Origin of the sequence: Endozoicomonas sp., from assembly GCF_051008435.1 — a bacterium.
Lineage (GTDB): Bacteria > Pseudomonadota > Gammaproteobacteria > Pseudomonadales > Endozoicomonadaceae > Endozoicomonas_A.
In genome coordinates, this window is record NZ_JBPCXO010000468.1 from 19,775 (window position 1) to 44,758 (window position 24,984).

The 24,984-nt window shown below is 49.1% G+C and carries 16 protein-coding genes; 7 read left to right on the plus strand and 9 right to left on the minus strand.

What is annotated here, in order from left to right:
* Positions 1-236: 236 nt before the first annotated feature.
* On the plus strand, positions 237-566 hold the full coding sequence (locus ACR2PX_RS23105; protein WP_434001706.1) for a helix-turn-helix transcriptional regulator: 330 nt from the start codon (positions 237-239) through the stop codon (positions 564-566).
* A gap of 141 nt (positions 567-707) precedes the next feature.
* Here ACR2PX_RS23105 and ACR2PX_RS23110 read toward each other — a convergent pair whose 3' ends face one another.
* The 5 genes from ACR2PX_RS23110 to ACR2PX_RS23130 form a co-directional block, all read right to left on the minus strand.
* Positions 708-980, minus strand: coding sequence for an HU family DNA-binding protein (locus ACR2PX_RS23110; RefSeq protein WP_434001707.1), 273 nt, complete (start codon positions 978-980; stop codon positions 708-710).
* Between the two features lie 97 nt (positions 981-1,077).
* Positions 1,078-10,533, minus strand: coding sequence for an Ig-like domain-containing protein (locus tag ACR2PX_RS23115; RefSeq protein WP_434001708.1), 9,456 nt, complete (start codon positions 10,531-10,533; stop codon positions 1,078-1,080).
* 126 nt (positions 10,534-10,659) lie between these two features.
* The gene (locus tag ACR2PX_RS23120) at positions 10,660-12,057 is read right to left on the minus strand and encodes an HlyD family type I secretion periplasmic adaptor subunit (RefSeq protein WP_434001709.1); all 1,398 of its coding nucleotides are present in this window, start codon (positions 12,055-12,057) and stop codon (positions 10,660-10,662) included.
* A gap of 2 nt (positions 12,058-12,059) precedes the next feature.
* A complete protein-coding gene (locus tag ACR2PX_RS23125) occupies positions 12,060-14,225 on the minus strand; it encodes a type I secretion system permease/ATPase (protein WP_434001710.1) in 2,166 nt (721 codons plus the stop codon).
* Positions 14,226-14,630: 405 nt separating this feature from the next.
* Positions 14,631-15,491 (minus strand): universal stress protein, encoded by an 861-nt coding sequence (locus ACR2PX_RS23130; RefSeq protein ID WP_434001711.1) that lies wholly within the window; start codon positions 15,489-15,491, stop codon positions 14,631-14,633.
* A gap of 321 nt (positions 15,492-15,812) precedes the next feature.
* Between ACR2PX_RS23130 and miaE the strand changes: the two genes are divergently transcribed.
* From miaE to ACR2PX_RS23145, 3 genes are read left to right on the plus strand one after another with little or no spacing between them, the layout of a single operon-like run.
* Positions 15,813-15,980, plus strand: a complete 168-nt coding sequence (miaE, locus tag ACR2PX_RS23135) for a tRNA isopentenyl-2-thiomethyl-A-37 hydroxylase MiaE (RefSeq protein ID WP_434001712.1) — start codon at positions 15,813-15,815, stop codon at positions 15,978-15,980.
* Between the two features lie 23 nt (positions 15,981-16,003).
* The gene (locus ACR2PX_RS23140; RefSeq protein ID WP_434001713.1) at positions 16,004-17,401 is read left to right on the plus strand and encodes a recombinase family protein; all 1,398 of its coding nucleotides are present in this window, start codon (positions 16,004-16,006) and stop codon (positions 17,399-17,401) included.
* A 39-nt stretch (positions 17,402-17,440) separates the two neighbouring features.
* Positions 17,441-17,614: a hypothetical protein gene (locus ACR2PX_RS23145; protein ID WP_434001714.1), complete on the plus strand. Its 174-nt coding sequence runs from the start codon at positions 17,441-17,443 to the stop codon at positions 17,612-17,614.
* A 671-nt stretch (positions 17,615-18,285) separates the two neighbouring features.
* Here ACR2PX_RS23145 and ACR2PX_RS23150 read toward each other — a convergent pair.
* The gene (locus ACR2PX_RS23150) at positions 18,286-18,843 is read right to left on the minus strand and encodes a tyrosine-type recombinase/integrase (protein ID WP_434001715.1); all 558 of its coding nucleotides are present in this window, start codon (positions 18,841-18,843) and stop codon (positions 18,286-18,288) included.
* Between the two features lie 742 nt (positions 18,844-19,585).
* Entirely contained in the window at positions 19,586-20,542 is a 957-nt protein-coding gene (locus ACR2PX_RS23155; protein WP_434001716.1) for a hypothetical protein, read from the minus strand.
* 301 nt (positions 20,543-20,843) lie between these two features.
* Between ACR2PX_RS23155 and ACR2PX_RS23160 the strand changes: the two genes are divergently transcribed.
* The gene (locus ACR2PX_RS23160; RefSeq protein WP_434001717.1) at positions 20,844-21,569 is read left to right on the plus strand and encodes a tRNA-(ms[2]io[6]A)-hydroxylase; all 726 of its coding nucleotides are present in this window, start codon (positions 20,844-20,846) and stop codon (positions 21,567-21,569) included.
* A 134-nt stretch (positions 21,570-21,703) separates the two neighbouring features.
* Positions 21,704-22,702: a hypothetical protein gene (locus ACR2PX_RS23165; RefSeq protein ID WP_434001718.1), complete on the plus strand. Its 999-nt coding sequence runs from the start codon at positions 21,704-21,706 to the stop codon at positions 22,700-22,702.
* A 123-nt stretch (positions 22,703-22,825) separates the two neighbouring features.
* Here ACR2PX_RS23165 and ACR2PX_RS23170 read toward each other — a convergent pair whose 3' ends face one another.
* Together ACR2PX_RS23170 and ACR2PX_RS23175 are read right to left on the minus strand one after the other, a co-directional pair.
* Entirely contained in the window at positions 22,826-23,560 is a 735-nt protein-coding gene (locus tag ACR2PX_RS23170) for a UDP-2,3-diacylglucosamine diphosphatase (RefSeq protein WP_434001719.1), read from the minus strand.
* A gap of 12 nt (positions 23,561-23,572) precedes the next feature.
* Positions 23,573-24,064 carry a peptidylprolyl isomerase gene (locus tag ACR2PX_RS23175; protein ID WP_434001720.1) on the minus strand — a complete coding sequence of 164 codons (492 nt, stop codon included), beginning with the start codon at positions 24,062-24,064 and terminating at the stop codon, positions 23,573-23,575.
* Positions 24,065-24,317: 253 nt separating this feature from the next.
* Between ACR2PX_RS23175 and ACR2PX_RS23180 the strand changes: the two genes are divergently transcribed.
* On the plus strand, positions 24,318-24,905 hold the full coding sequence (locus ACR2PX_RS23180; protein WP_434001721.1) for a hypothetical protein: 588 nt from the start codon (positions 24,318-24,320) through the stop codon (positions 24,903-24,905).
* The last annotated feature ends 79 nt before the right edge of the window (positions 24,906-24,984 follow it).

A 24,984-nucleotide genomic window follows, 5' to 3' on the forward strand; every position in this document is an offset into this window, starting at 1 on the left:
AAATCGATCGAATTTAAGGTGAATTTGTCCTTGCCCTGAATTCCAGAAATAGCCGACTCGCTCTACTGGCTCTTCAATTGAGAGGTTGCTCGAAAGCTTAAGTCCGGCAGGGTTCCAAAGCTCTGAACGCTCTTGCAGGAGAACGGATTCTCTAATTGCAACCGGTCATTACCAGAGCTTGTGTTACACTGAATTTTAATAAGGTATCTTTTTCGATTATCTATGAGAGTTCAAGGATGAACCTGACAACAAGGATCCTTCGTTCACGCAAGGAAAAGCGTTTATCTCAACAAGCTCTGGCTGATCTTATCGGTGTATCCCGAAGTGCTTTGGCTCAATGGGAAACCGAAATGAGCAGTCCCAGTCTTGAAAACCTCAGAAAAATGGCTGAATTGCTTGAAGTTTCATTTGAATGGATAGCGACAGGCAGAGGCAACCAGTACCTGACATCCCCGGTCGATACTATCTGCGACACCAAAGTCGATGATGAAATCATTCGAACCTTGAACAGAATGAACCTGAAGAAAAAACGGGCCATTCTGAATGTCATGAAAGCCATGGCCTGACCCTCTGACAGAGGACTGAATAGGTACAATGCTGAATGGCTACCATGGGAGTATCAGGACAAAGGCGTGGCTGGCTTTGTCCTGAAAGGTCTCGAAAGGTTTTGGAAATCTTGACCCAACAGTGCATCCTTTCGAGTCTGGCTACTTCACCACTTCTCGCAGTTTGTTTCCTGGTTTGAATTGAGGCAGTTTACAAGCGGGTATATGAATTTCCTGACCCGTCTGCGGGTTCCTTCCCTTCCTTGCCGCTCGATCTACTACTGAAAAGGTTCCGAACCCTATCAGCTGTACGATATCCCCCTGGGCGAGGGTATCCTGGGTGTTTTGAATGAAGGCATTAACGGCCTGCTCTGCCTTGTTCTTTGAAAGGTTGGATTGTTCCGCGACCTGTTCAACAAGCTCTTTCTTGTTCATAGCTCGTCTCGACAATGATTACCTGTGGGTGAGAAAGAATACCCACCCGAATGATTTTCTTCGGGTGGGCGACTGGCATCCCTGGTATCAGACGTACTCAGGAAGAAGGATAGAGGTCATGTTGCAGACCATCGTAGTTCACAACCAGAAGTGGCTGATGCATGGGATCTAGAAGATTGACGGTATAAGCGGGATCATCTTTGGATTGACAGTCACAATGGCTATCACCGGAACTGTCCTTGTGGCGGATCAATACCTGATCAATCAAACCCTGACTGCCTTCTTTTTCTCTGGTACAGAGCAGGGCAGCAAGCTCCTGAACGCTGGCAGGGACTTTATGTTCACCGCTTAATAGCTTATTCAGATCTATGATGTCATGTTGCGGGTCGTAGTTGGCTATCTTGCCACCATCAACGGCATGGAAATGATCCTGCTGAATCGGTCTTTCATGGTCTTCGCCTCTCATTGGCTTATCACCGGTATTTGCCGTTTGATGGTAATGCATCACAACCTGTGAGTCGGGCAGTGAGATGACATTATGCAGCATACCCTTTGAATCCAGACGATCAGAATCCAGTCGGGCTGACAGCTCCGGATGATCCAGGCCTTCAAGGCTGCTGGCAAATTTAACGGTGTAGCCATAGGCTTTAACGGACTTGCCGTTATCATCCTTATAGACCGATTCAGGTGTGCTGGGTTTGAATTCCAGAGAGGCCAGGTTTTCTGCACTGACCTGGGTCAGCTTGAAAACATTGGGTGTTTGGGCTTCTGCCTGAATTGGCTGACCATTGAATTGAACGTCAAATGCGGTACTGAAGGTTAAACCTTTCTTGCTGGCTGCACTGAGGCCATTAAATTCAAGAAACAAATCACCGCCCAGGCTCAATGACTGCACTTTCACAGCTTCATGACCTATTGGCAGATAATCGCTCTGACTGCATTTTCCGTTGCCAGGGCAGCTCCAGATGACGTAGAGGTCAGAAGATGCTTCGTCCATTCTGTCCGCTTCATTGAAGACTTTCAGGTTATCCAGTTTACCTTCTGACTCTATGATATGACCCTCATCATCGAGATAGCCACCCACAGCGGCAATCTCTGTGTTGACTCCATCAGGGTGGTCTAGTTTGGCATTTTCCACATCCAGTTTGCCGTCTACTGCAATGGAAACCGAGCTTTGTGTTCCTTCTGGATTCACGGATCTGGAAAGGCAGACATGGTGGAATGGAACATCCTGGCTAAGGATTGAGTGAGAGAAAACAGATTGTTTTCCTGCTGTAATTCCAATTTGTCCCTGATCGTTTATGGTACCTGCCATCAATCCATCAGGTCTTCCCATCAGGGTGAAGTTGTTTGACTCAGATGCAGGCTGAAGATCTGCGCAGACAGTAAAGTTACCTTTGAGTAAATCAGGTAACCCCTGATTGACCAGATGACCATGGCCAAGCTGGACTCCGGCCCCCAGAGTTCCAGCCACGGCAGGCATACTGCCTTCAACGGTACTGTATTGTCCAAAGGTCAGAGATCTGAACTGCGTAGCAAGATCAGCGCTGGTCTGGGTATCAAAGCTGTAGTGATACACCGGGAAAGGAGACATGGCCAGATAAAACAGAGTGGCTCTGCCTTTTTCGCTGCCAGGGCTTTTAACCGTAAATCCGCTGCTATAAAGCCCTCCAGGACTTGATGGCATGGAAGACAGATCATAGGTGGCTTTACCATATTGATCGGCTTTTACTGGCTGTCCATCCGGCGCAGGGATATTTCCTGCACCCTTGGAAGGGTTAACCAGCATCAGCTTTAAACCCGATTCGGGAATGGTCTTTATGGCCACTTTCCCTTCAATCTTGCCTTCACTGTTAAGCGGCAGGAAAAGATTGCCATCAATCAGGCTTACCCCTTGAGCATCTACCATGGTGTAGAGGTAGTCCTTTCCGAACACATCCAGAGTGTCAGAAGCTAGCTCATGATGTTGGGCGTTTTTATCCAGGGCATTGAGCGCGATGCTGTAGCTGCCATAAGGCAAGCTGATGGGAACCTGAACATTCCATTGTTCTGTTGGCTCTACCTGGAGAGCCAGCTTCTCGCTTGTTGCTTTGTTGACAAGCTCTAGGCTGAGACCCTGAAGGTGCTCGTGATTGATATTAGAAAGAGTACCTTGCAGGACTGGTTTTGTGTTCTCTGTAGCCAGGGATACTGGATCCAGAGTGGCTTCGGCCAAGGGTTTAGCGGGTGTTTCTTCAGCCTCCAGAGACAGTGCTTCTTTTCCAGTATGAGAAGTCCCTGCTTTATCGGTTACGGTGATATGGAACTCATAAGTGCCCTTGGTCAATGGGTGCTGGCCAATAGCAGTCCACTTGTTCCCTTCCCAGGTAACCTGCAAAGGTAACTTCGTATTGTCACCGGCTATGAGTTCTGCACTGATACCATCGAGGTTGTCTTCTGTGAAGGTCCCCGTAAACCTTTGTGCCGGGTCTACAGTGGTTTCATGGTCGATGGATATCTTCGGTGCAGTTCGATCAACGATAACCTGGTGTTCTTTGGAACTGGTTTCATGACCTTCCAGAGAAGCGGTTGCTTTAAACGTTTGTGGACCTTCGGGTAGAGATTTACGATCTGTTTCTGGAATATCGGCGTAAGTAACTTTCCAGAGGCCATCCTGGCCAACAACCGGAGCTACAGGCAGCTTTAGAGAGCCAAGCTCGAAAGCCATAGTGCTGCCAGCCGTGGTCTTACCTGAAACCTCAAATTTATCGTCCAGGGCACTGAATGCCGGTGCCTCAGTGAATTCGAGCTCAATAACAGGTTTCTCTGTCACTATCAGAGGCTTGAGTTCAAAGGGCAATTCAGTGGTAGATTCATTACCGACTGAATCCCTGCCTTTGGCCCGCAGCATGTAATGATTACCCGGAGTTAATACTTCCTTATGTTCCACGCTGGCACTCCATGCGTTACCCTCCAGTTTGGGACTTAACTTGATGTAATGACTTTTGTCTTTAGCCCCTTTATCAATATCGACCAGATACAGTCTTAAACCGTTAGTAACAGGATGGGCGTCGTCATAATGTCCACTGAACTCATGATGAGTTTCAGTAGGCTTATAGTCGTCAAGAGTGACAACCGGTCCGGTATTGTCGGTGCCCAGCTGATCCTGAGTGCTGGTTGTATCCTCGCCCAGTGTGGCTTTTACCAGAACGTCCTTCACGCCTTCCTGGCCAGCCAGAGCAGCCTGAAGACTCTCTGGAGTGATCTCCTTTTGCCAGGTGTTTTGGGCATCTGCAGTGGTAGTACCTAAATCCTTACCAGCAATGTATACATGAATCTCACTGCCCTCTTTGGCGGAGCCAGAGAGGGTCAGCGGTTTCTGTAAGTTGATCCACTCAGGAGGTTTGCCAAGAGTCAGCCCGGGATCCACAGGAGGTTGTGGTTCAGGCGTTGCTTCAGTGGTTGGCTCCACGCTGCAGGGTTTTTGCAGAGTACTCTTTTGACCCAGCTGATCCTCAGCGGTCAGTAACAACTGGTAGTTGCTCCCGGCATTTTGGGGCTGAGTCCCTGTCGCCTTCCAGATACCTTCTGCAGGAAAACTGACGGTCAGGGTATCAGTCGCCTGGCCTTCACCGTTCAGGAGCTTGGCTTCAAAGGTTTTAGGGTGAGCTTCCTGGATTGTGCCTGTGAAAACCGGAGTAACTTCCGTGCTGACTTTAGAATCCAGAGTGAGCTCTGGCTCTGCTTTGTCCACGGTCAGAGTGGCGCTGGTTTGATCGGTTACGCCATTGAGTGAAGCGTCGATGTTGACCTGCAAAGGGCCTTCTGGCAACGCTTTGAGTTGCTCAGGTCTGAGGAGTAGTTCCCAGGTGTTGTTGGGATTAGTGGTGACAGAGCCCTGGGATTGTCCACCCATCTCCACTGCAATCAGACTGCCTGCCACAGCCTGACCGGAAACCGACAGGGTTTTGCCGAGGTTGGTCAGCTTGGGCAGGGGGTCCAGTACCAGATTGATGGGAACTGGAAGCCCTGGCTCAGGTGTTTCCGTGGGCTCAGGTGCTTTAACGGCCAGGGCCTGAAGCTCAAAGGGCAGCTTGGTAGTGGAGGTGTTACCTGCTGCATCCCTGCTCTTAGCCAGTAACATGTAATGGTCACCCGGCGTTAATGCTGCGCTGGGCTCGACGGAAGCATTCCAGAGAGTATCCTTCAGCTGGATCTCAAGTGAAATGTATTTACTCTTGTCCGAGGGGTTATTGTCGGTATCGACCAGATAAATCTGTAAACCATTTTTGAAGGGATGAGCTTCTTCAAAGTGGCCACTGAATGCATGATGCGTTTCCGTAGTCGTATAACTATCGAGAGTAACAACGGGTCCTGTGGTATCAATGCCCAACTGATCCCTGGCGTTGGCTTTATCCTCGCCCAGTTCGGCGTTCACCAGGACTTCCTTCACACCTTTCTGACCTGACAGAGCCTTCTGAAGAGCTTCCGGAGTGACTTTTAGTTTCCAGGTATTCTTGTCATCCGCAGTCACGCTTCCAAAATCATGGCCGGCAATAGTTGCGTAAACCTCGCTACCTTCTTTGGCAGAGCCTGAGAGGGTGAGCGGTTTTTGTAAGTTGATCCACTCAGGGCACTTTCCCAGAGTCAGTCCCAGACCTGGTGTTGTTTCTGGTTCATGAGGAGTGGGTTCAGCAGGTGTTTCAATAGTGAACATCTGCTTCTGGGTTGTGGCGTTGCCTGCTTTGTCTTTGCTTTTGACAATGACAGTGTATTGATCGCCTGGAGGCAGGCTGCTGGTGTCTAAAACGGCTTTCCAGTGATTGTCCTTCAGCTGGGGTTCCAGACGAATGTAATTGGACGGGTCTTTGGAGTCCTTGTGAGTATCAATGACCAAAACCCTGAGGGCTTCAGTATAAGGGTGATCCTCAGCATAGGTACCACCGAAAGCATATTGAGAGCCCGAAGCTTCAGGAGGGTTGAGGGTTATTTCAGGGGCAGTAGTATCAACCCCAAATTTAACATTTTGAACATGGGCTTCAACATCACCAAGCTGGGCATGGACCCGGATTTCCAGGGTACCTTCTTTACCTTTTAGTGCCGAAAGTTGTTCAGGGCTGAGCGACAGCTGCCAGGTCTTGTTGGGAGCTGCAGCTATCCCCCCCATGTCATGGCCGTCTATTTTAACGGTGACAAGGCTATCTGTTTTTGCCTGTCCAGAAAGGTGAACGGCCTGCTTGAGGTTATGCCAGGGCTTTATTGGATCCAGTGTCAGTAACAGATCCTGAGCTGGAGCAAGGGTCGCAGGTTCGTCAGAAGGGGGCTGCAGGTTTAGAGTAAATTCAACAGGCTTGCTGGCCAGTGTCTGAGTGTCACTGACGGCCTTTTCTGCTGATAACTGTACGGTGTAACTTCCGGAAGGTAATGCCTTGCTGGCGGTCACTTTCCAGGTTCCCTGAGAGACCGTTTGACTCAGGGAGTCCAGCAGTTCACCCGTCACCTTGTCTTTTATCAGTAGTTGCGCAGTGACGCCATTCTGCCCTTTACCGAAGAGTTCAGGTTGCAGGCCCGGAGACTTGAGGCATGCTTGATCAAGTTCAATATAGGGAGGAAGGGAGTCAACATTGATGGTTTTTTCACGGACACCGACATTGTCTGCAAGGTCAGTGGCTGTAAAGATAATCTTCTGCTCACCTTGCACCAATGGGGTAGGGGGGGTTACCTCCCAGGCATCAGTAGCAGGATTGTATTGGGCAAGAGTCGTTTCGCTGTTGGCGAGCAGAGTGACGTTTTTCAGATGTTCATGAGCGGTATCCAGCTTCATTGAAAAAACAGGCTGGTTACTGGTGTAAATGTCTGCAATAGCGGTCTGGAAAACCGGCTCAGTTCGATCAACAGTTATCTGGGCGGTGTCAGTCTCGGTTCTGCCATTGCTGCCAGTGGCTTCTACCTCAACATGATAGGTGTTTTCAGCCGCATCCTTTAATACATACTTCCAGTTACCCCGGTCATCCGTGGTTATGTCAGTGAACTGACCTTTCTGAAGAGAAAATCTGACCGTTCCATCGAGAATGTTGCTGGTACCCAGAATCTTGAGATCCTTGGCATGGGTATAAGCTTCGGAGGTAACAGAAACGTAGGGAAGCGTATCATCAATGTGCAGGTCGACGGGGTCAGAAGTACCCTGATTTCCAGTCTTGTCCGTTGCTACCGCTTTTAATGCATAGTGTTTGTCAACTGCCAGTGGCTCCATCAGCTTGGCAGTCCACTCCGTACCTTCAAGATGGACATCCTGCAGAGCAACGTTCTGGCCATCCACGTAGAGCTCAAGATGGCTGATGGCTTCAGAGCATTGACCACTGATTACTGGCTGCGTGGCTGCAGTGGCCGGAGGTAGTGTGACAGTGATGACAGGTTTAGTGCCATCGACAAGAACCCCGGTACTCTGGGTACTGGCAAGGCTGGTTTCTGCGCTGTTTCCTGCCAGGTCCGAGATTTGACCTAAAGCAATGGTCGCAGGAGGTTGACCTGTTTCTCCCGGTTGTTGAGCTGTGAACTCCAGAGAGTGGGCGGTAATGCCATCGGTGTCCTGATAATCTTCTCCGACGGTATAGGTGGCAGTCAGATCATTGCCGTCCGCTTCCACGTCCAGAGGGACAATACTGTCTCCGACCAGAATTTTCAGAACAGGCTTGCCCGTCAGGGTGACCGGCTCATCAAAGATCAGTTTGAAAGTAACCTTTGAGCCTGCTTTAAGAGGCGTAGCCGTGTCTGTACTGGTTTCGAGAGACTGCAGTCTGGGTTTAACCTGATCAACAACAACGTCTTTGGGGGCTGATGCGTCACTCAGGTTTCCAGCGCTGTCTTTGGACTGAACGGTATAACTGGCCTTGTACTCCTTGCTGGACTCTTCGATGATGACTTCCCAGAGACCGGATGTAGACGCAATAATCTTTTCGCCTAAGGTCAGGAGCTCACCATGATCGAACAGTAAGACTTCTGTTCCGGGGTCTGACTTGCCTTTCAGATGATATTCATCAGCACTGGTGCGAAGGTCGTTTGTATCACTGCCGGTATCCGGAACAATGCCCGTAATCTCAGGGGTATTGGGTTTGACCGCATCCACTTTCAACCCACTGAATGTGGCTTGAGTAAAGTCTGGAATGAGCGGTGATCCCAAAGTGGACTGTATCGAAGCACCACCCGTCATGACCAGAGAATTGGCGGCCACTTCTACAGCGTCGGCCAGGTCTCCGCTCTGAATGGAGTAGTTGAAAACAAGTTGTTTTGATACCTTTTCAGAGGCATTGCGATCCAGTTCAGCGGTGACTTCACGGATTACACTGAACTCTTGACCCTGTTCCTGTTTAAGGAGCTTGAGCTGACAGGTGACAACACCCTCATCGGAGATGACGGCTGGTTTGCTGACATTGAGTCTGACAATGACCGCATCGCCCTGTTTCAGTTGAGCGCTGATCTCCTGGTCAGCTACTCCGAGAATCTGTAGAGGTACACCTTCTACAGTCACGTTGATCAGGCCGGGCACACTGCTGGTATTGGTGGCCAGGTCTGTTTCAAAGACCTTGATCGGATATCGGCCTTCGTCCTGGACGGCAACCGGTTGACTCCAGACTCCACCATCCCCGGCTTTGATGTCCTTATAAACCACTCCATTGGGTAGCTCCAGCCGAACGGTATGGCCTTCCTTCTCAGCTACGCCTGTTACTGTGAAGTTAAAACTCGGAACCTGATGAGCACCATCCAGGTGTTTAACACCCGTGGCCTGAATATTCAGTTGATCTGGAGTAGGCGGTTCCTGAGTATCCAGTATCAGCTTGCGAGTCTGGGTGGCAGTGTTGTCAGCTCTGTCGGTCAGAGTTGCCTTGAGATCATAATCCCCATCACTCAACCGGGTTGAGCCAGTGGGTTCGAACTTAAGCTCGAATGGACTGTTGACCTGAGTGTCAGCACTGGCTTTAAGTGTTCCATTCTGGCTCAACTCACCATGAATACTGGACTCTTTTTCTGCTTCACCCTTGATGACTGGAGGGTTGGTGTTGGTGTAGAAAGGATCATCTATTTCCAACTGCAGATAGGCCCGGGCGTCCCTCTCTATATTGAACTCGACCGCTTTTGACAGGCTCCCGTCACGCAGTTGTACTCTGGCTTCAAAGGGATAAATGGCGGAAGCTGGCAGGTGGATGCTGTCGCTTTGCCAGACACCGTCTTCAGAGCAGGGATACTGCTTGGTGACAGGTTCACCATCGGTGGTAGAACGCAGGAAAACGATACCCCCTGGAGGGCATTTACCAGAAACAGTGACGTTCTGGGCATTAGTGATCCCGTCGCCATCTGTGCCGGTGTCGGGTGAAACCTTAACGTCGTAAACAGCCGTAATGGCCTGGACTTTGACTTCACGGCTGGTGGTATTGCCCGCTGCATCGGTGAGGGAGAATTGATACAGGTAGTGACCGTGTGCCTCATCAGGAAGAGGCAGTGCAAGAGTCCACTCACCGTCTTCGGTGGGTTGAAAATGACCTGCTGCAGCCCCGTCCCGGGTAATGTCCACCTGAAATCCGGGCGTGCTTTCACCGATGATATCAATGGGGGCCAGACTGAATACGGTGAACTCTGGTGTATCAATATTGAGCTTAGGTGGAGTGGTGTCGACCTCTATGCTCAATGACTCTGAAGCTTCGCTGGTAAGACCGCCGGCCACAGCCTGGGCTGAGAGGGTATAGACACCGTCACCTGGAGCCTGCCAGTTAACGGACCATTCCCCTTTGTTGCCAACCGTTGTCGTGTGTTCGGTGGCTTCTTCGTTGACCAGTAGTCTTATCAAGTCCCCCGGTCTACCCGTTCCTTCGATATCAATATCGGTGGATTTAGTAACCCCATCGCCTTTGATACTACTGTCAGGATAAAACGCACTGATCGTTGGCGCAGAGGGAGGGGCAGCAGGTGCTGCAGCCATGGCTGGTGTTGGTGTTGCAGGCACCAGCGGAATAGCAGGGGTGACTGCAATTGTGGTAAAGCTGGAGTCGGCCAGAACTTTTTCAGTGGCTTCTTTCTGGGCCTGTTCTTTTTGTTCCAGTTCAGCCCGAATAGCTCTGGTCTGGGCTGTTTCATTCAGCAGTTGTGCGATCTGGGAGTCGCTGGTTTCAGGTAATGTAACCAGTTGATCGACTTCAACCGTGGCAGGCATCTCAATACTGCCGGAGTCGCTGGGTGAGGTTACCTTGGCGGCCTTGGCCATGGCCGCCTTTTGCTCTGGGCTGATTGTTTCTGTTTCTATCACCGTTTCGGTGATGACTTCCTGAGGTTGGTCAGGGGTAATCTGGGCGGCAGACTTGAGGTGGTCCCCCAGCGTCATGGTGCCGGGGGTGGTAATCTGGAGCAGCTTGCCATTCTGGTCAACGGTCAGAGCACCACCAGTAATGATTTCAAGACTCAGGCTCAGGGGCAGACGGGTGCCTTTGGCCAGTTCAATGGGAATTCCGGTGTCAGGGTCTTTAACACCATGAGCGGTGACAACTGTAACGGTAGGAGTTACTGCTGAATCTTCGTTGGCCATCGGTTACCTCAGCAAATTCAATTCGGCGTTAAAACAAGATTGGAAACTGTTTGTTTCGGAACCCGTCCAGTGAGACGAACTCCGTGGTGACACAATAAGAGGCTGAACTGTCTGTTCGCCTCCGGCTCAGGCCTCTCTCAGAGCGGTATGACGGGCTCTGATGATCGGCTTGAGCAAATAATCCAGCACCGATTTTTTTCCAGTGAGAATGTCGACGCTGGTCTGCATTCCCGGAATGATCGGTAACGGCTTCTCGGAAGTGCCCAAGTGGCTTTTTTCCGTTCTGACCCGAACAATATAGAAGCTCTGGCCGTTTTCGTCCTGAATCGTGTCGGCACTGATGTGTTCTACGGTGCCCTTGAGGCTGCCATAAATGACATAGTCATAGGCGGTTATCTTGACAATGGCATTGAGTCCGAGCCTGAGAAAGGCAATATCTTTCGGGCGTATCTGAACCTCGATCAGCAGTTGATCCTGCAGCGGCACCACTTCCATAAGATCCATGCCCGGCTGGACAACACCACCCAGAGTATTGAGGTTGACCTTCTTAACGGTACCGGTAACGGGGGAGCGAACCATGGTCCGGTCAACACGATCCTGGTGAGCGGTCAGAACCTCTTCGAGCTGTGCCATTCGCAGAGTGTTCTCTTTATGTTCCTGCATGGTTTTTTGTCGGAACTGTAGTTTCAGTTCCGCTGATTGCTTCTGAGACGCCTGCATAACGGATTCAAGACGTGGAATGGCCAGTTTAGCCGCATCAAGATCACCGGCGAGCTCATTAACCCGTTGCTCCTGACGGAGCAATTCGACTTCAGACACAGCACCATCTCTGGCCAGTGGACGGGTAAGATCCAGTTCGCGAGTGGCCAGTTTGTGGCTGTTTTGCAGGTGGTTGCGCCGGGACTTCATCTCATCGAGTTCATGTCGGCTCTGATTTATTCTTTCTTCTGCCACACCCAGCTCATTAATCAGAGCTTCCCGACGGTTGTTGTACAGTGCGGTTTCTCTTTCTATGACCTGCTGGCTGTCTTTGACTTCATCACCGAAGTGCAATTCGGTTTCGTCAATTTCACACTTGAGTCGAACACCCGCCACTTTCAGGCTCTGATATTCCACTTGAGATTCCCGGTAAAGAGAGAGAAAGCGGGTGCTGTCCAGTTGCATGAGAGGCTGTTCAGAGGAGACCTGGTCGCCTTCACTGACATAAATGTCGGAGATGATTCCGCCTTCCAGGTTCTGAATGATCTGAACTCTTGTGGACGGAACGACCTTACCGCTGCCCCGGGCCATTTCATCCAGTTTGGCAAAGGCAGCCCAGATCAGAAAGCCAACCACAGTCAGCACGCACAGATAGATCAGAATGCGGCCGCCTCGTGGCGATTGCATCAGAATGGCAGCACTGGTGTCGGGCATATAATCAAGACTGAACTGTTGTCTTTTATAATCCTGTAAAGACTTGTTCCAGCGGCGCCAGGCGGTGACAATTTTTTCCCTGATAGCATCAACGTTTAAGTGTTTTTTCATGCTTAAAACTCCGTTTTACCCTGGGCCAGTGCGGTAAGAACCTTGTCCCTGGGACCGTCAGCCAAAAGACGACCGTTGTCCATTACAATGACTCTGTCTACCAGATCCAGCATGCTGGACTTGTAGGTGGTCATAATCAGGGTTTTGTTTTTCGCAAGGGTTCTAAGCCGCTCACGGAAGTAATGCTCAGAGAGGCTGTCCATAGCGCTGCACGGTTCATCAAAGAGCAGGACATTGGGGTCGCTCAACAGTGCCCGGGCCAGAACAATGCTCTGCTTTTGTCCTCCCGAGAAATTCGCACCACGTTCGGCAACCGGCATTTGCAGGCCTTTGGGGTGCCGGTCGGTGAATTCTGTGACACCACAGAGTTTGGCCGCTGCAAGAATCTGTTCGTCTTCAACATAGCCAGCGCCCAGGGCGATGTTATCCCTGACTGTACCGAAATAGAGTTGGCTCTCCTGAGACACATAACCAATGCGGTCTCTCAATTCGTGTGGAGAGAGCTGCTGGGTATCCAGCCCGTCGATCCGGATGCTGCCAGCGGTTGGCGTATAAAAACGCATCAGTAATCGTTGCAAGGTACTTTTGCCCGATCCGATTCGACCAATAATGGCGACCTTTTCACCGGCTTTGATGGTCAGCGACAAGTTCTGTACCGCCTGACCGTGCTGGTTGGGGTAAGCAAAGCTGACATCTTCGAAAGTAATACTTTCTTTGATATCCGGTGTTTTCAGGGTGCTGTCATGGCTCTGTTCTTCAACGGGCAGATCCATGACTTTGTTCAGGGCATTGAGAGCGGACTGGGTCTGATAAAACTTGGTGGACAAAGATGACAGTTGTGCGACAGGGGTCAGGCATCTTCCTGAAAGCATGACTGCGGCAATGAGGCCACCCATCGTCAGTTTCTGATCAACCACCAGATAAACGCCGTATACCACAATACCAATGGTCACCAGTTGTATAACGAATGCCGACAGTGTTGAGGCGGAAACAGTCAGGAAACGGGTTTTGATGTCCCATTTTGCAATATGGCCGGACAACTTTTCCCAGCGGTGTTGTAGCTCACCTTCAGCGCTTTTGGCCTTGATACTTTCAATACCACACAGACTTTCGACCAGTGTTGCATGCTTTTGGGCACTGGATCGCTGGGTGTTTTCAATGGCCGATCTAAGCGCTGGCTGAATGGACAGTGCATGGATGGCAATGATGATCATGCCCCCTATGGGAACAAAGACAATGGGGCCACCGAGCAGGGCAATAACAGCCAGAATCAATAAACAGAAAGGGAGGTCGACCAGGGTTGCGACGGTTGAGGAAGTAATAAACTCCCTGATGTAATCAAATTCCTGAAGATGTCGGGCAAAAGAACCTACAGATACCGGGCGGGAAGCCATCTGCAAGCCCATGGTCTGCTCAAACATTCTGGCAGAAAGCAGAATGTCCGATTTTTTGCCTGCTACATCAATAAAGTAAGCACGCGCCAGCTTCAGGAGAAAATCAAACAGGTAAGCCACCCCGGCACCAATCGCCAGCACCCAAAGGGTTTCAACCGCATTATTGGGAACCACCCGGTCATAAACGTTCATAACGAACAGGGGACTGACGATGACAAAAAGATTGATGATGATGGAAGCAATCAACACGTCCCGATAGATTTTCTTCGAGCGCAGCAGGGTTCCCCAAAACCAGTGGCGTTCAGGCAATTTAAGGGTGCGGGGTGTTCGCTCGTCATAGCGGTGTTTCTCTTTGACGAACAAGGCCTCACCGGTGTATTGCTCTGCCAGTGTTTCCAGAGGAACGTCTTCGCTGCCTGAGCCACTTTCAGTAATGATTACCTGGGCAGAACCATTTTGATGATCAAGAGCCGTCAGCAGGCAGGCTTTACCATTTTTAAGCAGAAGTACAGCGGGCAGTACCAGAGGCGTCAGTTGCTCCAGACTTATCTGTAAATGTCTGGCAGAGAGCCCGGCCCGGTCTGCGCATCGGACGAACAATGGTTCATCCATCTGACCGTTATCCAGGGGCAAACCAGCGGTTAAACTGCTGGCGGAAGCAGAAATCCTGTAATGACGACAAAGCAGCAAAAGGCACTCGAGCAAAGGGCTCTGAACCTGTGCATGGCTCTTCAAGGGTGCCTGTTGTTCAGGACTGGATTCACCTTCATGCATGGAGAATGGATGTTCCTTGTCGATTCGATTTTTCTGTTGTGAAGTTTGTTTATCGCACCGAAGAACGAAAGACTGGGTCCCATACTAAGACCAGAGTTCTTGCCAACAGTTCCTGTTAGTCCCGTCCAGTGGGCTTATGGGTGCCCAGGAGTGTTGGGAATATCAGTCTTGATACAGTCGTGGCTGATCGCCTGAGGGAGAGATCCGCAAAGATCCTTCTGCTGTTCTGACGTCGGTGTTATGGCTTTAAAAAAATAGTCGGGATTTGCTGATCTGCAACTTCAGCAACTTCAGCAAAGGCCGCTTTAAAGGAAGGAAGAAAAAGATTGGGCGATCAAACGGGTTGGAAGAGAGCTTAAAATGAAAAGAGGGGGCCCGGAGTCTTTGGCTCCGGGGTCATGAACGTCAGGCTTCCAGCTCGCGCTCCAATGGGATCATATGATGTTGGGAGTGAACCGCCAGCAGGTCGCAATCAATATTGCTGGCCAACTGCTCGGCGGTATTGCCCAAAGTCAGAGCGCTCACCCCTGAACGGGCATTGGTACCCATGATCAGCAATGATACCGCCAGTTCACGGGTCAGATCCGGAATCATGGTTTCAGCCGGAGCGGGTACCAGATGTATAGCGTCATCGGCAACGCCATAGTCTTTGGCAAAATGCTGGCAGTTTTTCAGATAACGGTCTTTGTCGGTTTGGCCGTCCCCCTTATCCTGCATAGCCAACATAATGGTGGGATAGGCGGAAGCCAGATGAAGGTCGGCTTCGAAATAGGTGGTGACCGCCCTGGCATTTTCCATAACGGCCATGTTCAACTGCTGGTGATCGGCATCTTCGGGGTCCGCGTTGATGGCTGCGAGCATGGGCTCTTTTTCCCAGGGGCGATCATGACGGACCAACAACACAGGTACTCTGCTTTTTCTCAGCAGTGCCCAGTCTGTAGGTGTTGAGAAAGGCTTTTCCAGAAAGCTCTCCTGACGGAAATCCTTAACCACCAGATGGCTACGTTCCATCTGTCTGACATGGATAATGGTTTCTAGAAGGTTATTTCTCCACAGTTCCTGACGGGTGACTTCTATTCCTTCGGCACCCACATCCCTTGTGAGGGCAGTGAGCACTTCTGCTGAAGCTGGATCAGGCTTTGGATTCGGGGCCAGAATATGAAGACTGGACCGGGTGGTTTTGGCCAGCTGGATGGCTCTGTTTAGTGCGACATGACGGGCTTTGCGGGTATCAACAATCACAAGTATACGTTGTATTCCTTGCATGGCCTGCTCCTTTATACCGTAAGGATTTATAACCCTGAGGGGTTCTTAGCGCTAACTGCTTTTTTTATAGGCTAACTTCATCGTACTGAATAGGTGGAGCTGAAAAATTGACCTGCATCAATATTATTAACTTATTAATTGGTGCGGGGTGATAACGACTCTACCAGAAACTGAGAGGAAAGGAATCTATGACAGCCTCTTGCTTTGACGGTAAGGTAGGGCAGAATTTTTACCCTTCGAGTAAACTGAATCAGATCCTCTTAATCCGATCTGGTTGTTTAGAACCTGTTGTTTAGAACCTGTTGTTTAGAGACATAAATAATGAGTGACCAGAGCCTGGCCAAACTCTTTCCTGAGCTGGATGCTTTTCTACCCTGTGCCACCCCCGATGAGTGGATTGCCCAAGCCCTGAAAAATCAGGACATCCTGCTGGTTGATCATGCTAATTGTGAGCATATCGTATCGACTATACTACTTGCTCCAAAATAGATGTAAGCAAATTTGTAGTAGAAATGTCCAGAAAAGCGATATCTTATATCCGGTGGTCAAGTGGCTCTCAAACTAAGGGGAGCACGGCGAAGAGACAACAAACCTTAATTCAAAATTATCTTCACGACCATCCAGAAGTTACCCTCGTAGATGCATTCAAAGACGAAGCAGTTAGCTCGTACCACGGTAAGCATAAGGAGAAGTCACTCGGAGACCTCCTACAGTTCCTCAAAGTCAGCCCGAACCAGATAGATATCATCCTCGTAGAGTCAATAGACAGACTCGGTCGTATGGATCACATAGAACTCATCACTACAATATCCAACATCCTCGACCACGCCGATATCCATACTCTCGAAGACAACCAGACTTACACCCGAGAACGTATCAGGTCAGACCAGTCATGCCTCTTCTTATTAGCAGGCTCCGTCTCAACAGCGCATCAGTATAGCCAAAAGCTCTCCCGCAGAATAAAGGCAAGCTATACCGCCAAGAGGCAAAAAGCAGCTGAGGGACACTCAGTAAAGCTCAGGACACCATTCTGGTTAACGTCATCAGGTCAGCTAATTCCCGACAAAGTCCCCATTATCAAGGATATGGTTAACCTTTATTTAAAGGGACACGGAGACCGATACATACGGAACCACTGTATAGACACCCACGACTTCACAATAGCGACTACTTCACTTCGCCGATGGTTAGCCAACCCAGCCCTTATCGGTAAGTGGGAAGGTCACAAGGTCTGGGAGTCAGTAATACCAGACTCCACGTACTACCAGCTACAAAACACCCTCGACGAACGATCAAGGAAAGTTACCCGCCACCAGAACCACCACCTATCCGGTTTAGTCCAGTGCTCCGAGTGTGGTTACAACTACAGCATCAAAAGGGAGAAGGGCAGGCGAGACGGTATGTTATGTGCAGGTTTCAGCAGACACGGTAAACGCTACTGCTCAAACTCCAAGAACATCCCCGTGGTTGTGCTCGACTACATCTATAAAGAGACCCACCACATAGCCTTATCACGTATATTACGGACTCAGATAGACCAGAAGGCAACAGAGGAGGTGGTAGTTATAGATGGTCAGATAGCGGAGATAGACGAGCAAATCAACAATCTCGTAGCACTCGTAAAGGTCACGGGTGGCATAGACGCCATAGGGCAGCAAATAAACGACCTTCAGAGACAAAAGGAAGAGATGCTAACCCAGCGTGGTACCACAGAGAAATCGCTCGGTATAGACCTCTCAGCTCTGTCCATAGAGGGCAATCTCAATACCCTGCTACAAATTGCCAATTACAAGATAATCGGGACACACGGAATCTTCACAGTAGAAGGCGATTATTTCACATACGACGGTTACAAACGCATCGGCAAGTCAGGCACTCAATATCTGGTCAATGGTGAACCTATCCCATAAAATGCCTCAGCAACCAGAGGTCTGATACAGGAGGTCATTATGTCCACCAAGACCAAGCCGAAGGAGTCTAGAGTCAAGGGAGACCGGAAGTTCGATAGGTTGGGAAAAATACTGCAAGAACAGTTCAAGGATGAAGCACCAGAGTTCTCCAATGATGAACCACTGGAGTTCTTCAAGGATGAGAACTCGAAGAAGCCAAAGAAAGGTGAGTAACTTTTAGCCACATCCCGTTTACGGTATAATACACCCGCATCAGGTAGGCGGCATCCCGTCGTCTACCACCTCCCATAAATTAGCAAGAGGTGTCGCAAAAGCAAAAAGAGAATAGGAGGCACATATGGAAATATGTCCCGCAATTAACATGTACGCTCGGTCATCACGCACTAACGGAGCTAACCATGCTCAGCAGTGTAAATTCAACAGTGGTCATATCCCTATCTCCTATACTTCAGGCGTTTGAAACATGGGACACTATCATAAAGTTGGGCGAAGTAAATAGAAGGACAGCCGACAAATAAACCAGAGAAGGGAATGTAGGGAAGGTCAAAATGCACGAAAGCGTACTTCCGAAGATGCAGGCTATTTGTAAAGAGGCAATGGAGTGTACTCAGAATACTCCCAACAAGGAGCTAGATAGGATTCGGCAAGAGCTTCATAACGAACGACCAGATCATGCGGCAGTATCAAGTCCGGCAATGAAGAAATGGGATGATGCTATCAGTCACATTAACCAGTTAATGTCAGAGAGGGATAAACCAAAGTCCTTGGCAGACAGGTTATTCATTCCTCTTCTCATAGCTCTCCTCATATTTTTGGCAAAGGAGGGATTAGATTACTTCTCGCAATAAGCATATGGGGAAGGGGAGCCAGCACTCCCCCACGGATCACACATCAAATTCGTCATACACATTGGCCAGTTCCTCAGCAGTAATCCCGATATACCGACGAGTCACAGCTTCACTGGAATGGTTAAGAATCATGCTAATCACAGTAATGTCCACACCAGCGGAATACATCATGTAGCCTTTCGTCTTACGCATTGAGTGTGTACCCAGCCTAATGCCCAGAGTCCTACCAACTTCAGTAAACACCCGATTAACAAATGGCTGGCTAAAAGGCTTCACCATCCCAGCCACCCGATTACCATGCGATTGGAACAGAAACTCATCATCCGGATACGTTTCACGACGGCTATCAATATATTTCCGAGCGGTCTTACTAATCTTAATCACCCGTTCTTTGGAAGTCTTACTTTCCTTAACCACCAGAGACTCACCCTCAACGTCAGAGAATCGAAGACTCAACAAGTCACCAACCCTAAGCGCAAAGTTAATGCCAATCCTCCAAAGGTCAGCTACATCGTCCTTACCCAGCTGCCTCATCTCTTCTTCGACACTAACAATCATTTCTTCTGACTTAACCGCATCTACTTCTTTCATCATTTACCTTTATATAACCTAACCAGACCTCCTAGTTAGTACAGAATATAATATAGTAACTAGACTAAAAAGTAAACGACAGTTTAGTGTAGTTTGGCGACAAATCCTCTGCTACTCTCAAGCCCTTGGTAATCCCACCTTTGTCATTTCACATACCCATAAAAACGACCAAATCCTAGTTACTACAATATAATCGTAATAACTAGGAGTGGCTCAGTTCTCCCAGAATAGGGTAATACCCCACATCACATGTCCACTTTTTGTGTAGCATCGCAATTTAGTTACCACTCCTTTCAAAACGATAACTACACGGCTAATACGTATTTATCCCTACATTGCTCCGAGGTATCATAGTTTCATTGTTAATCAGTAGGAGACTCACTCAATGCTCTAACATCCATCGAAGCAGTACATTCACCGACGAGGGTAGCTTCCCATAAACACATCGTCGTAGGTCAATGGCTTCGGGGTAGTGCATTCGAGAATCAGTAACCATGTTCCTGTTAACCACCGCTCTCATCATTACTATTATCGTTATCGTCGCAGGTAGTCAGCCTCGGCAGGGACGCAAGCCGAAACACGTCACAGACCGCACGCTAAACCGTTACGGATTCGACAGACACGGAAGAGTTCTCAAGAAAAGGTAGCCCCCGATTTTTATTTGTGACCCCATACATTCAAATCACATAAACCGGAGGCGGGAACTAACTCAATTTACCCGATTAGGGCTTTATAAGGAAAGGGTTTAGAGGCTTGCAGAAATAGCGGCCACGGCTACGACCAGAAGGCTAAAGATTCCCGCTGTTAAAGAAGCAGCGCCACCAGTAGCTGTGCAAGCATCTCCGCTTCCACCCTGAGAGATGCCACAGGAGCCACCGGAGTTACATGTACACGTACTTTGTTCAAATCCAGCTGCTTGCTTGTCTGTAATTCTACATCCACCAGAGCAACCACAGTCAGAGCAATCACTGCATGTCCAAACGCCATTGTCTATCCCAAGTACGCTTTGGCCGGAAAAAGTACAGCCAGTTGCAGACCCTCTAGACTGCCTTTTGCTAATAGCAGACCGTTTACTAATATGTGTTGCTTGTTTATGAATATTCTGAACACAAGCACCAGACCCATCAGTCAGACAAATCACCTTATTGCCAGAGATAACAGGGCTTCCGGGAGGAAGGTTGGTATCAGAGTGAAGCGGCTGGAACGGCACTCCTTGTTTCACCTCTACATCACCTAAGCGAACAGTTACGTGCCCGAAAGTAACGCTCTCACCCTGTTGCAGGAAATAAGCCTGTGGTTCATTACCAGAAACGCCAAGCCCTGTAACAGAGATCAGACTATTTTGGCTACCTGATTGATCCCAAGAGACGGAAAGAATCCCTTTTGCAGTTTCATCAGTATTGATAACAGATAAATGCCCAATGCTTTGTCGGCTGTTATCAATAAGGTTGACTGTACCGCCCATACTAACCTGTTCAGTTATGGTTTTAGCGCAGGCAGGCGCAGTAGCAACATGACCAGAGGAAAGTAAAAGACCTTGGCAGGGTAAGCTCTCAGGAGACGGTCGGACTTCCGAGGTGGCGGACGACGAAAAGGAGACTAAATAATCAGGTTTAGTGTTGGGAACAGAACCGGCATGTACTGACAAATAGCTCAGTAAACTTATAGCCAATATAAGAAAGCGAGAAACAGGGGAAATCATAAGCTACCCTCCCGAAAGGGTACGGAAGCACAACAAACGTCGCACCTCAGAAAACGGAATAAAGGCAAAGAGCTAACACTATTCGTGCGCAACGGGAATTATAGCCTCTTATTTGAGCAGTACTTTTCAAACACCCCCCCCAAACCCATAAAATCCCAAAGACAAAAAACGACACAAAGGAAATTTAGCCCTTGCAGCACAAGGTTCCCAGAGCCACTATTTCACATCCACATATACCTACCCATAAACACACATTTCAAGCCATAATTGGGGAAAATAATTAACAGCAAAGAAACCCGTTATGCCAGTAGACATTCAACCAGCCTTAGACTTCCTAAAGTGTCCCACACCCCAAGAATGGATAGACGAAGCTATCAAGCAGGATAACCTCGAAATCCTCCTCATAGACCACGCAAACAACGAACTCAAAGCAGCCCAAAATGCTATGTCTATCATTCGTCGATATGGCTCTGCTCCCCAGCAACGCAGTACATCCAGAGATATCGAAAAAGATAGTAAACATAATACCTTTACTGAGAAAAAGGCGGCCTCTACCGCGCTGAATCTGATGTATCGGTATACGGAGCATTTTGAATTATTGAACAAAATGTCCCGTCTGGCACGGGAGGAGTTGAGGCATTTTGAGCAGGTTTTGGCGATCATCAAAAAGCGTGATATTCCTTATAAGCCCCTGTCAGCATCCCGTTATGCCGGGGTACTGAGAAAGCATGTGAGAACCTGGGAACCCGCCCGTATGGTGGATACGCTGATCATTGGTGCTTATATAGAAGCCCGTTCCTGTGAGCGATTCCACAAGCTGGCCCCTTACCTTGATGACGAACTGAAGAAATTCTATCTGTCACTTCTTAAGTCAGAAGGCCGGCATTTTAAGGACTACCTGGCCCTGGCTGAAGGGATTTCTGAAGAGTCCATTGAAGAACGAGTGGCATTTTTTGCTGAAGTGGAACGTGAAGCGGTTGAATCGGTGGATGAAGAGTTTCGTTTTCATTCGGGTGTTCCCGCTTAACGTTGAATCTGTTATCAGCAAAGCCTGGTGCAGGTAGCTCCCTTGAGAAAGGAAACAGTCTCTGAGAACTTTTGTTGGCCGCTTTTGTCCAATGATTGATCCAAGGACTGTTTCTAATATTTAAGGGAGTACCCATGAACCCTACATCGGAAGTATTGGCTTCTCCCGCATTGTCTTCCCCTTCTGTACCCGTGACAACAATACCCACTGTGGCCGGCATACAGAAAGCCCAGACTGAAATTAAACTCAGAAAAGGCGCTGAATACCCTAACGGCTCTGTTGAGCAATGTTTATTAAGGAGAGACGTCAGCAATGCGGGCAGTGATTCGATATTGCAGCTGGCCACATGCCTACAAAGAACATTCCCATTACCAGACTGGGTTACTCTGAATCGTTGTGAAAGGGCAGGCTATGCCGGAGTAGCAAAGGCTGAAAATACGACTCACTTTCTGGTTAGCAATGATGGGATTAGCGATAAAAACGCCTCCATTGTGACTGATTTGAAGGAGCGCTCTCCAGGTGAGTCAAATGGCTTGAGAGTGTCCTGTCTGATCGGCGAAAGCTCCTTTCTATCTTCTTTGCCAGAACTAAGCAGAGTCTCAGAAGCTGTTTTATTAATTGATTATGACCCATTTGTGCTTTATGCCTTTATGAGTCAATTGGCGATTATCCGTGAGTCGGGCCCGGATTTGACGGAAGAGGCGTTTTTGGAGAAATTCCTGGATCAACTTTATCCCGATGCCATCAAACAGAATCAGCCTGCCTTTGTTGAGCGACAGAACGCCGCCTTTTTAAGGGATTATGCAGATGCGAAAAAGCATCTGGGTGATGATCACCTGTTCAGTTCAGCGGCACGTTTTGCCGAGGTGCAGGCAGCCTGCAAAAAGTTGAATGTTACTCCGGTCTATATGGATATGTTCAGTGCCAGCAGCCATGCCAGCATGACCAGAATTTTGAATCAGCACAATGCAACAATCAGCTGCCTGAATCTCACTAACTTATTGGAGTACTGGAGCATTTGGGGGGATTCAGAAGTACTTTCATCCATGAAAACGCTTCCCATTGCTGATAATGCCTTGTGTGTGCACCCAGCTGATGTCGGTGCCAAAACAGTATCAGAAGATTCTGTTTGACCCCTCTGCCTAGTCCCGAATTCAGAGAATGTATGACATGAAAGGGTAAGGTCCCTGGGGATTATGCGTTAGGGTGAAAACGGACTGAGAATGCTCCGTCCATGGTGCATTGATAAGATCGTTTTAAGAAGCGGGCTGTATGGCAAAAGATTCCATATTCAGTCCTGATTCGTCAGAAGTCAGCACCCAGCCCTGTCGATCCCAGTCACCCAGAACAATCCTTTTACCCGTTCCTGAGGCTAGCTCGACTTCATGGATATCAGGGCGGTGAGTGTGGCCATGGATCAGGGTTTTGACCTGATACTTCTCCATCACCCGAACCACTTCTGCCGGTGTGACGTCCATGATTTCCAGAGATTTTCTGGATTTGGCTTTCTTGCTGTTGCTGCGAATTTTCTGAACCAGGTTCTTTCGATAACTCAGCGGAGAAAGGCGCAGAATGCCTAAAACCAGAGGGTTGCGGATAACTTTACGGTAGCGGAGATATTGCTGGTCACCCGTGCAGAGCAGGTCACCGTGCATCAGCAGAACGGTTTCACCTTGCAACTCAATGCAGCAGGGATCATTGAGCCAGACGGCTCCGGTTGCCTTCAAAAACGCTTTACCTATGGCAAAATCCCGGTTGCCTGCCATCAGGAACAGCGACTTGCCAGAATCTGTGTAGGCTTTCAGCTGACGGGCAATGTCATGGTGAAAGGGCTCCATGGCATCATCGCCCACCCAGTATTCAAAAAAGTCTCCCAGAATATAGAGTGCATCCGATGCCGGTGCCTGTTCCTGCATATAAGAAGCGAACGCCCGGACAATGTCCGGGCGCTCAGGTGTCAAATGCAGATCAGAAATGAACTGGATGTTCATTCACACGGCTTCCTATGCTACAACCGCAGACTCAATCACCACGTCATCAACAGGAACATCCTGATGGCCAGCACGGAAAGTGGTTTTAGCCGCCTTGATCTTGTTCACGGCGTCCATACCTTCAGTGACCTGACCAAATACGCAGTAGCCCCAGCCATCCGGAGTCTTGGAGGTGTGGTTAAGGAAATGATTGTCAGAAATATTGATAAAGAACTGTGATGAAGCTGAATGAGGGTCCTTAGTTCTCGCCATAGCGATGGTGCCAATGGCATTTTTCAGGCCGTTGTCCGCTTCGTTTTCGATAGATGCCTGAGTGTCTTTCTGAACCATACCCGGTTCAAAACCACCACCCTGGATCATAAAACCATCAATGACTCTGTGGAAGATGGTGCCGTCAAAGTGGCCATTTTTCACATATTCCAGAAAGTTGGTCACGGTCTTGGGAGCTTTTTCGGCGTCCAGTTCCAGTTTGATATCGCCAAAATTGGTATGCAGTACAACCATAGGGTTACCGTAATCTCTGTTCTAATGGTCCGCGAACGGGAAGCCTGCAATTCTAGGTGGTTATGGTGCTGGTGTAAAAGGTCTGAGTGCAATAAACAGCCATGAGCGCCTGAATCAGGCTGCGGCCACGTCTTGGTCGGGCGTTTAATCATTTGAGGGGGCGGACAGGGAACTTTTGCAGGTGCATTTTGCAGGTGCATTTTGTAGGTGCAGTCAGTCAAAGAATTATTGTGGCGCCATCATGGATGTGGTTATGAATATAGGGCTTGATCAAGCTGCGGCTTTAGTCTCGAATGAAGAGAATCTGAAGTTTCCTGTACAGGAAACTGATCAGGTTTTTCGTCCTGAGCAGGAGTCTTGCAAGCCTAATGAAGCTCAAGAAAAGAGTCTGCTCTCCTATTCTCGATACAGCGTCCGTCGAGTATCCGTATCGCCTACGCCTCACTTATCTGCAACCAGTGGCGATCAGTCCTGGAGTACAGAGGGCGATTCATTTCCCTCTCAGGGCAGTTTTAGCATAACAGACTGCGAATCCCAGCTTTATCTCAGCCCGTCCCATTCTTCCGATCACCCCGCCTATTCTTGTGTGGCGGGTCTGGAAAAACAGTTTATGACCGGAGCGGGCTTTCGCCGCTCCAGAAACAGCAGCCTGGGCTCCAATCCTTTTACTTTTGGCAGTACTGAGAGCAGGGGAGATGAGGTGTTTGTTGAGGAACCGCCCCGACCGGTAATAATCCGCAGAGAGCTGAAAGAGTACCCGATTGAAACCGGTGAGACCTGTGAGTTGAAGACGCGTTATCGGTTGAGCGTAAAACCCCGTACTTTGAGTGCGGGGATGTAAGCTCGTCGGCGATAGCCGACTAATGCGGTGTTCTCTGCTGCTGAACGTACTGTTTGATGACTTCTATAGGAGCGCCACC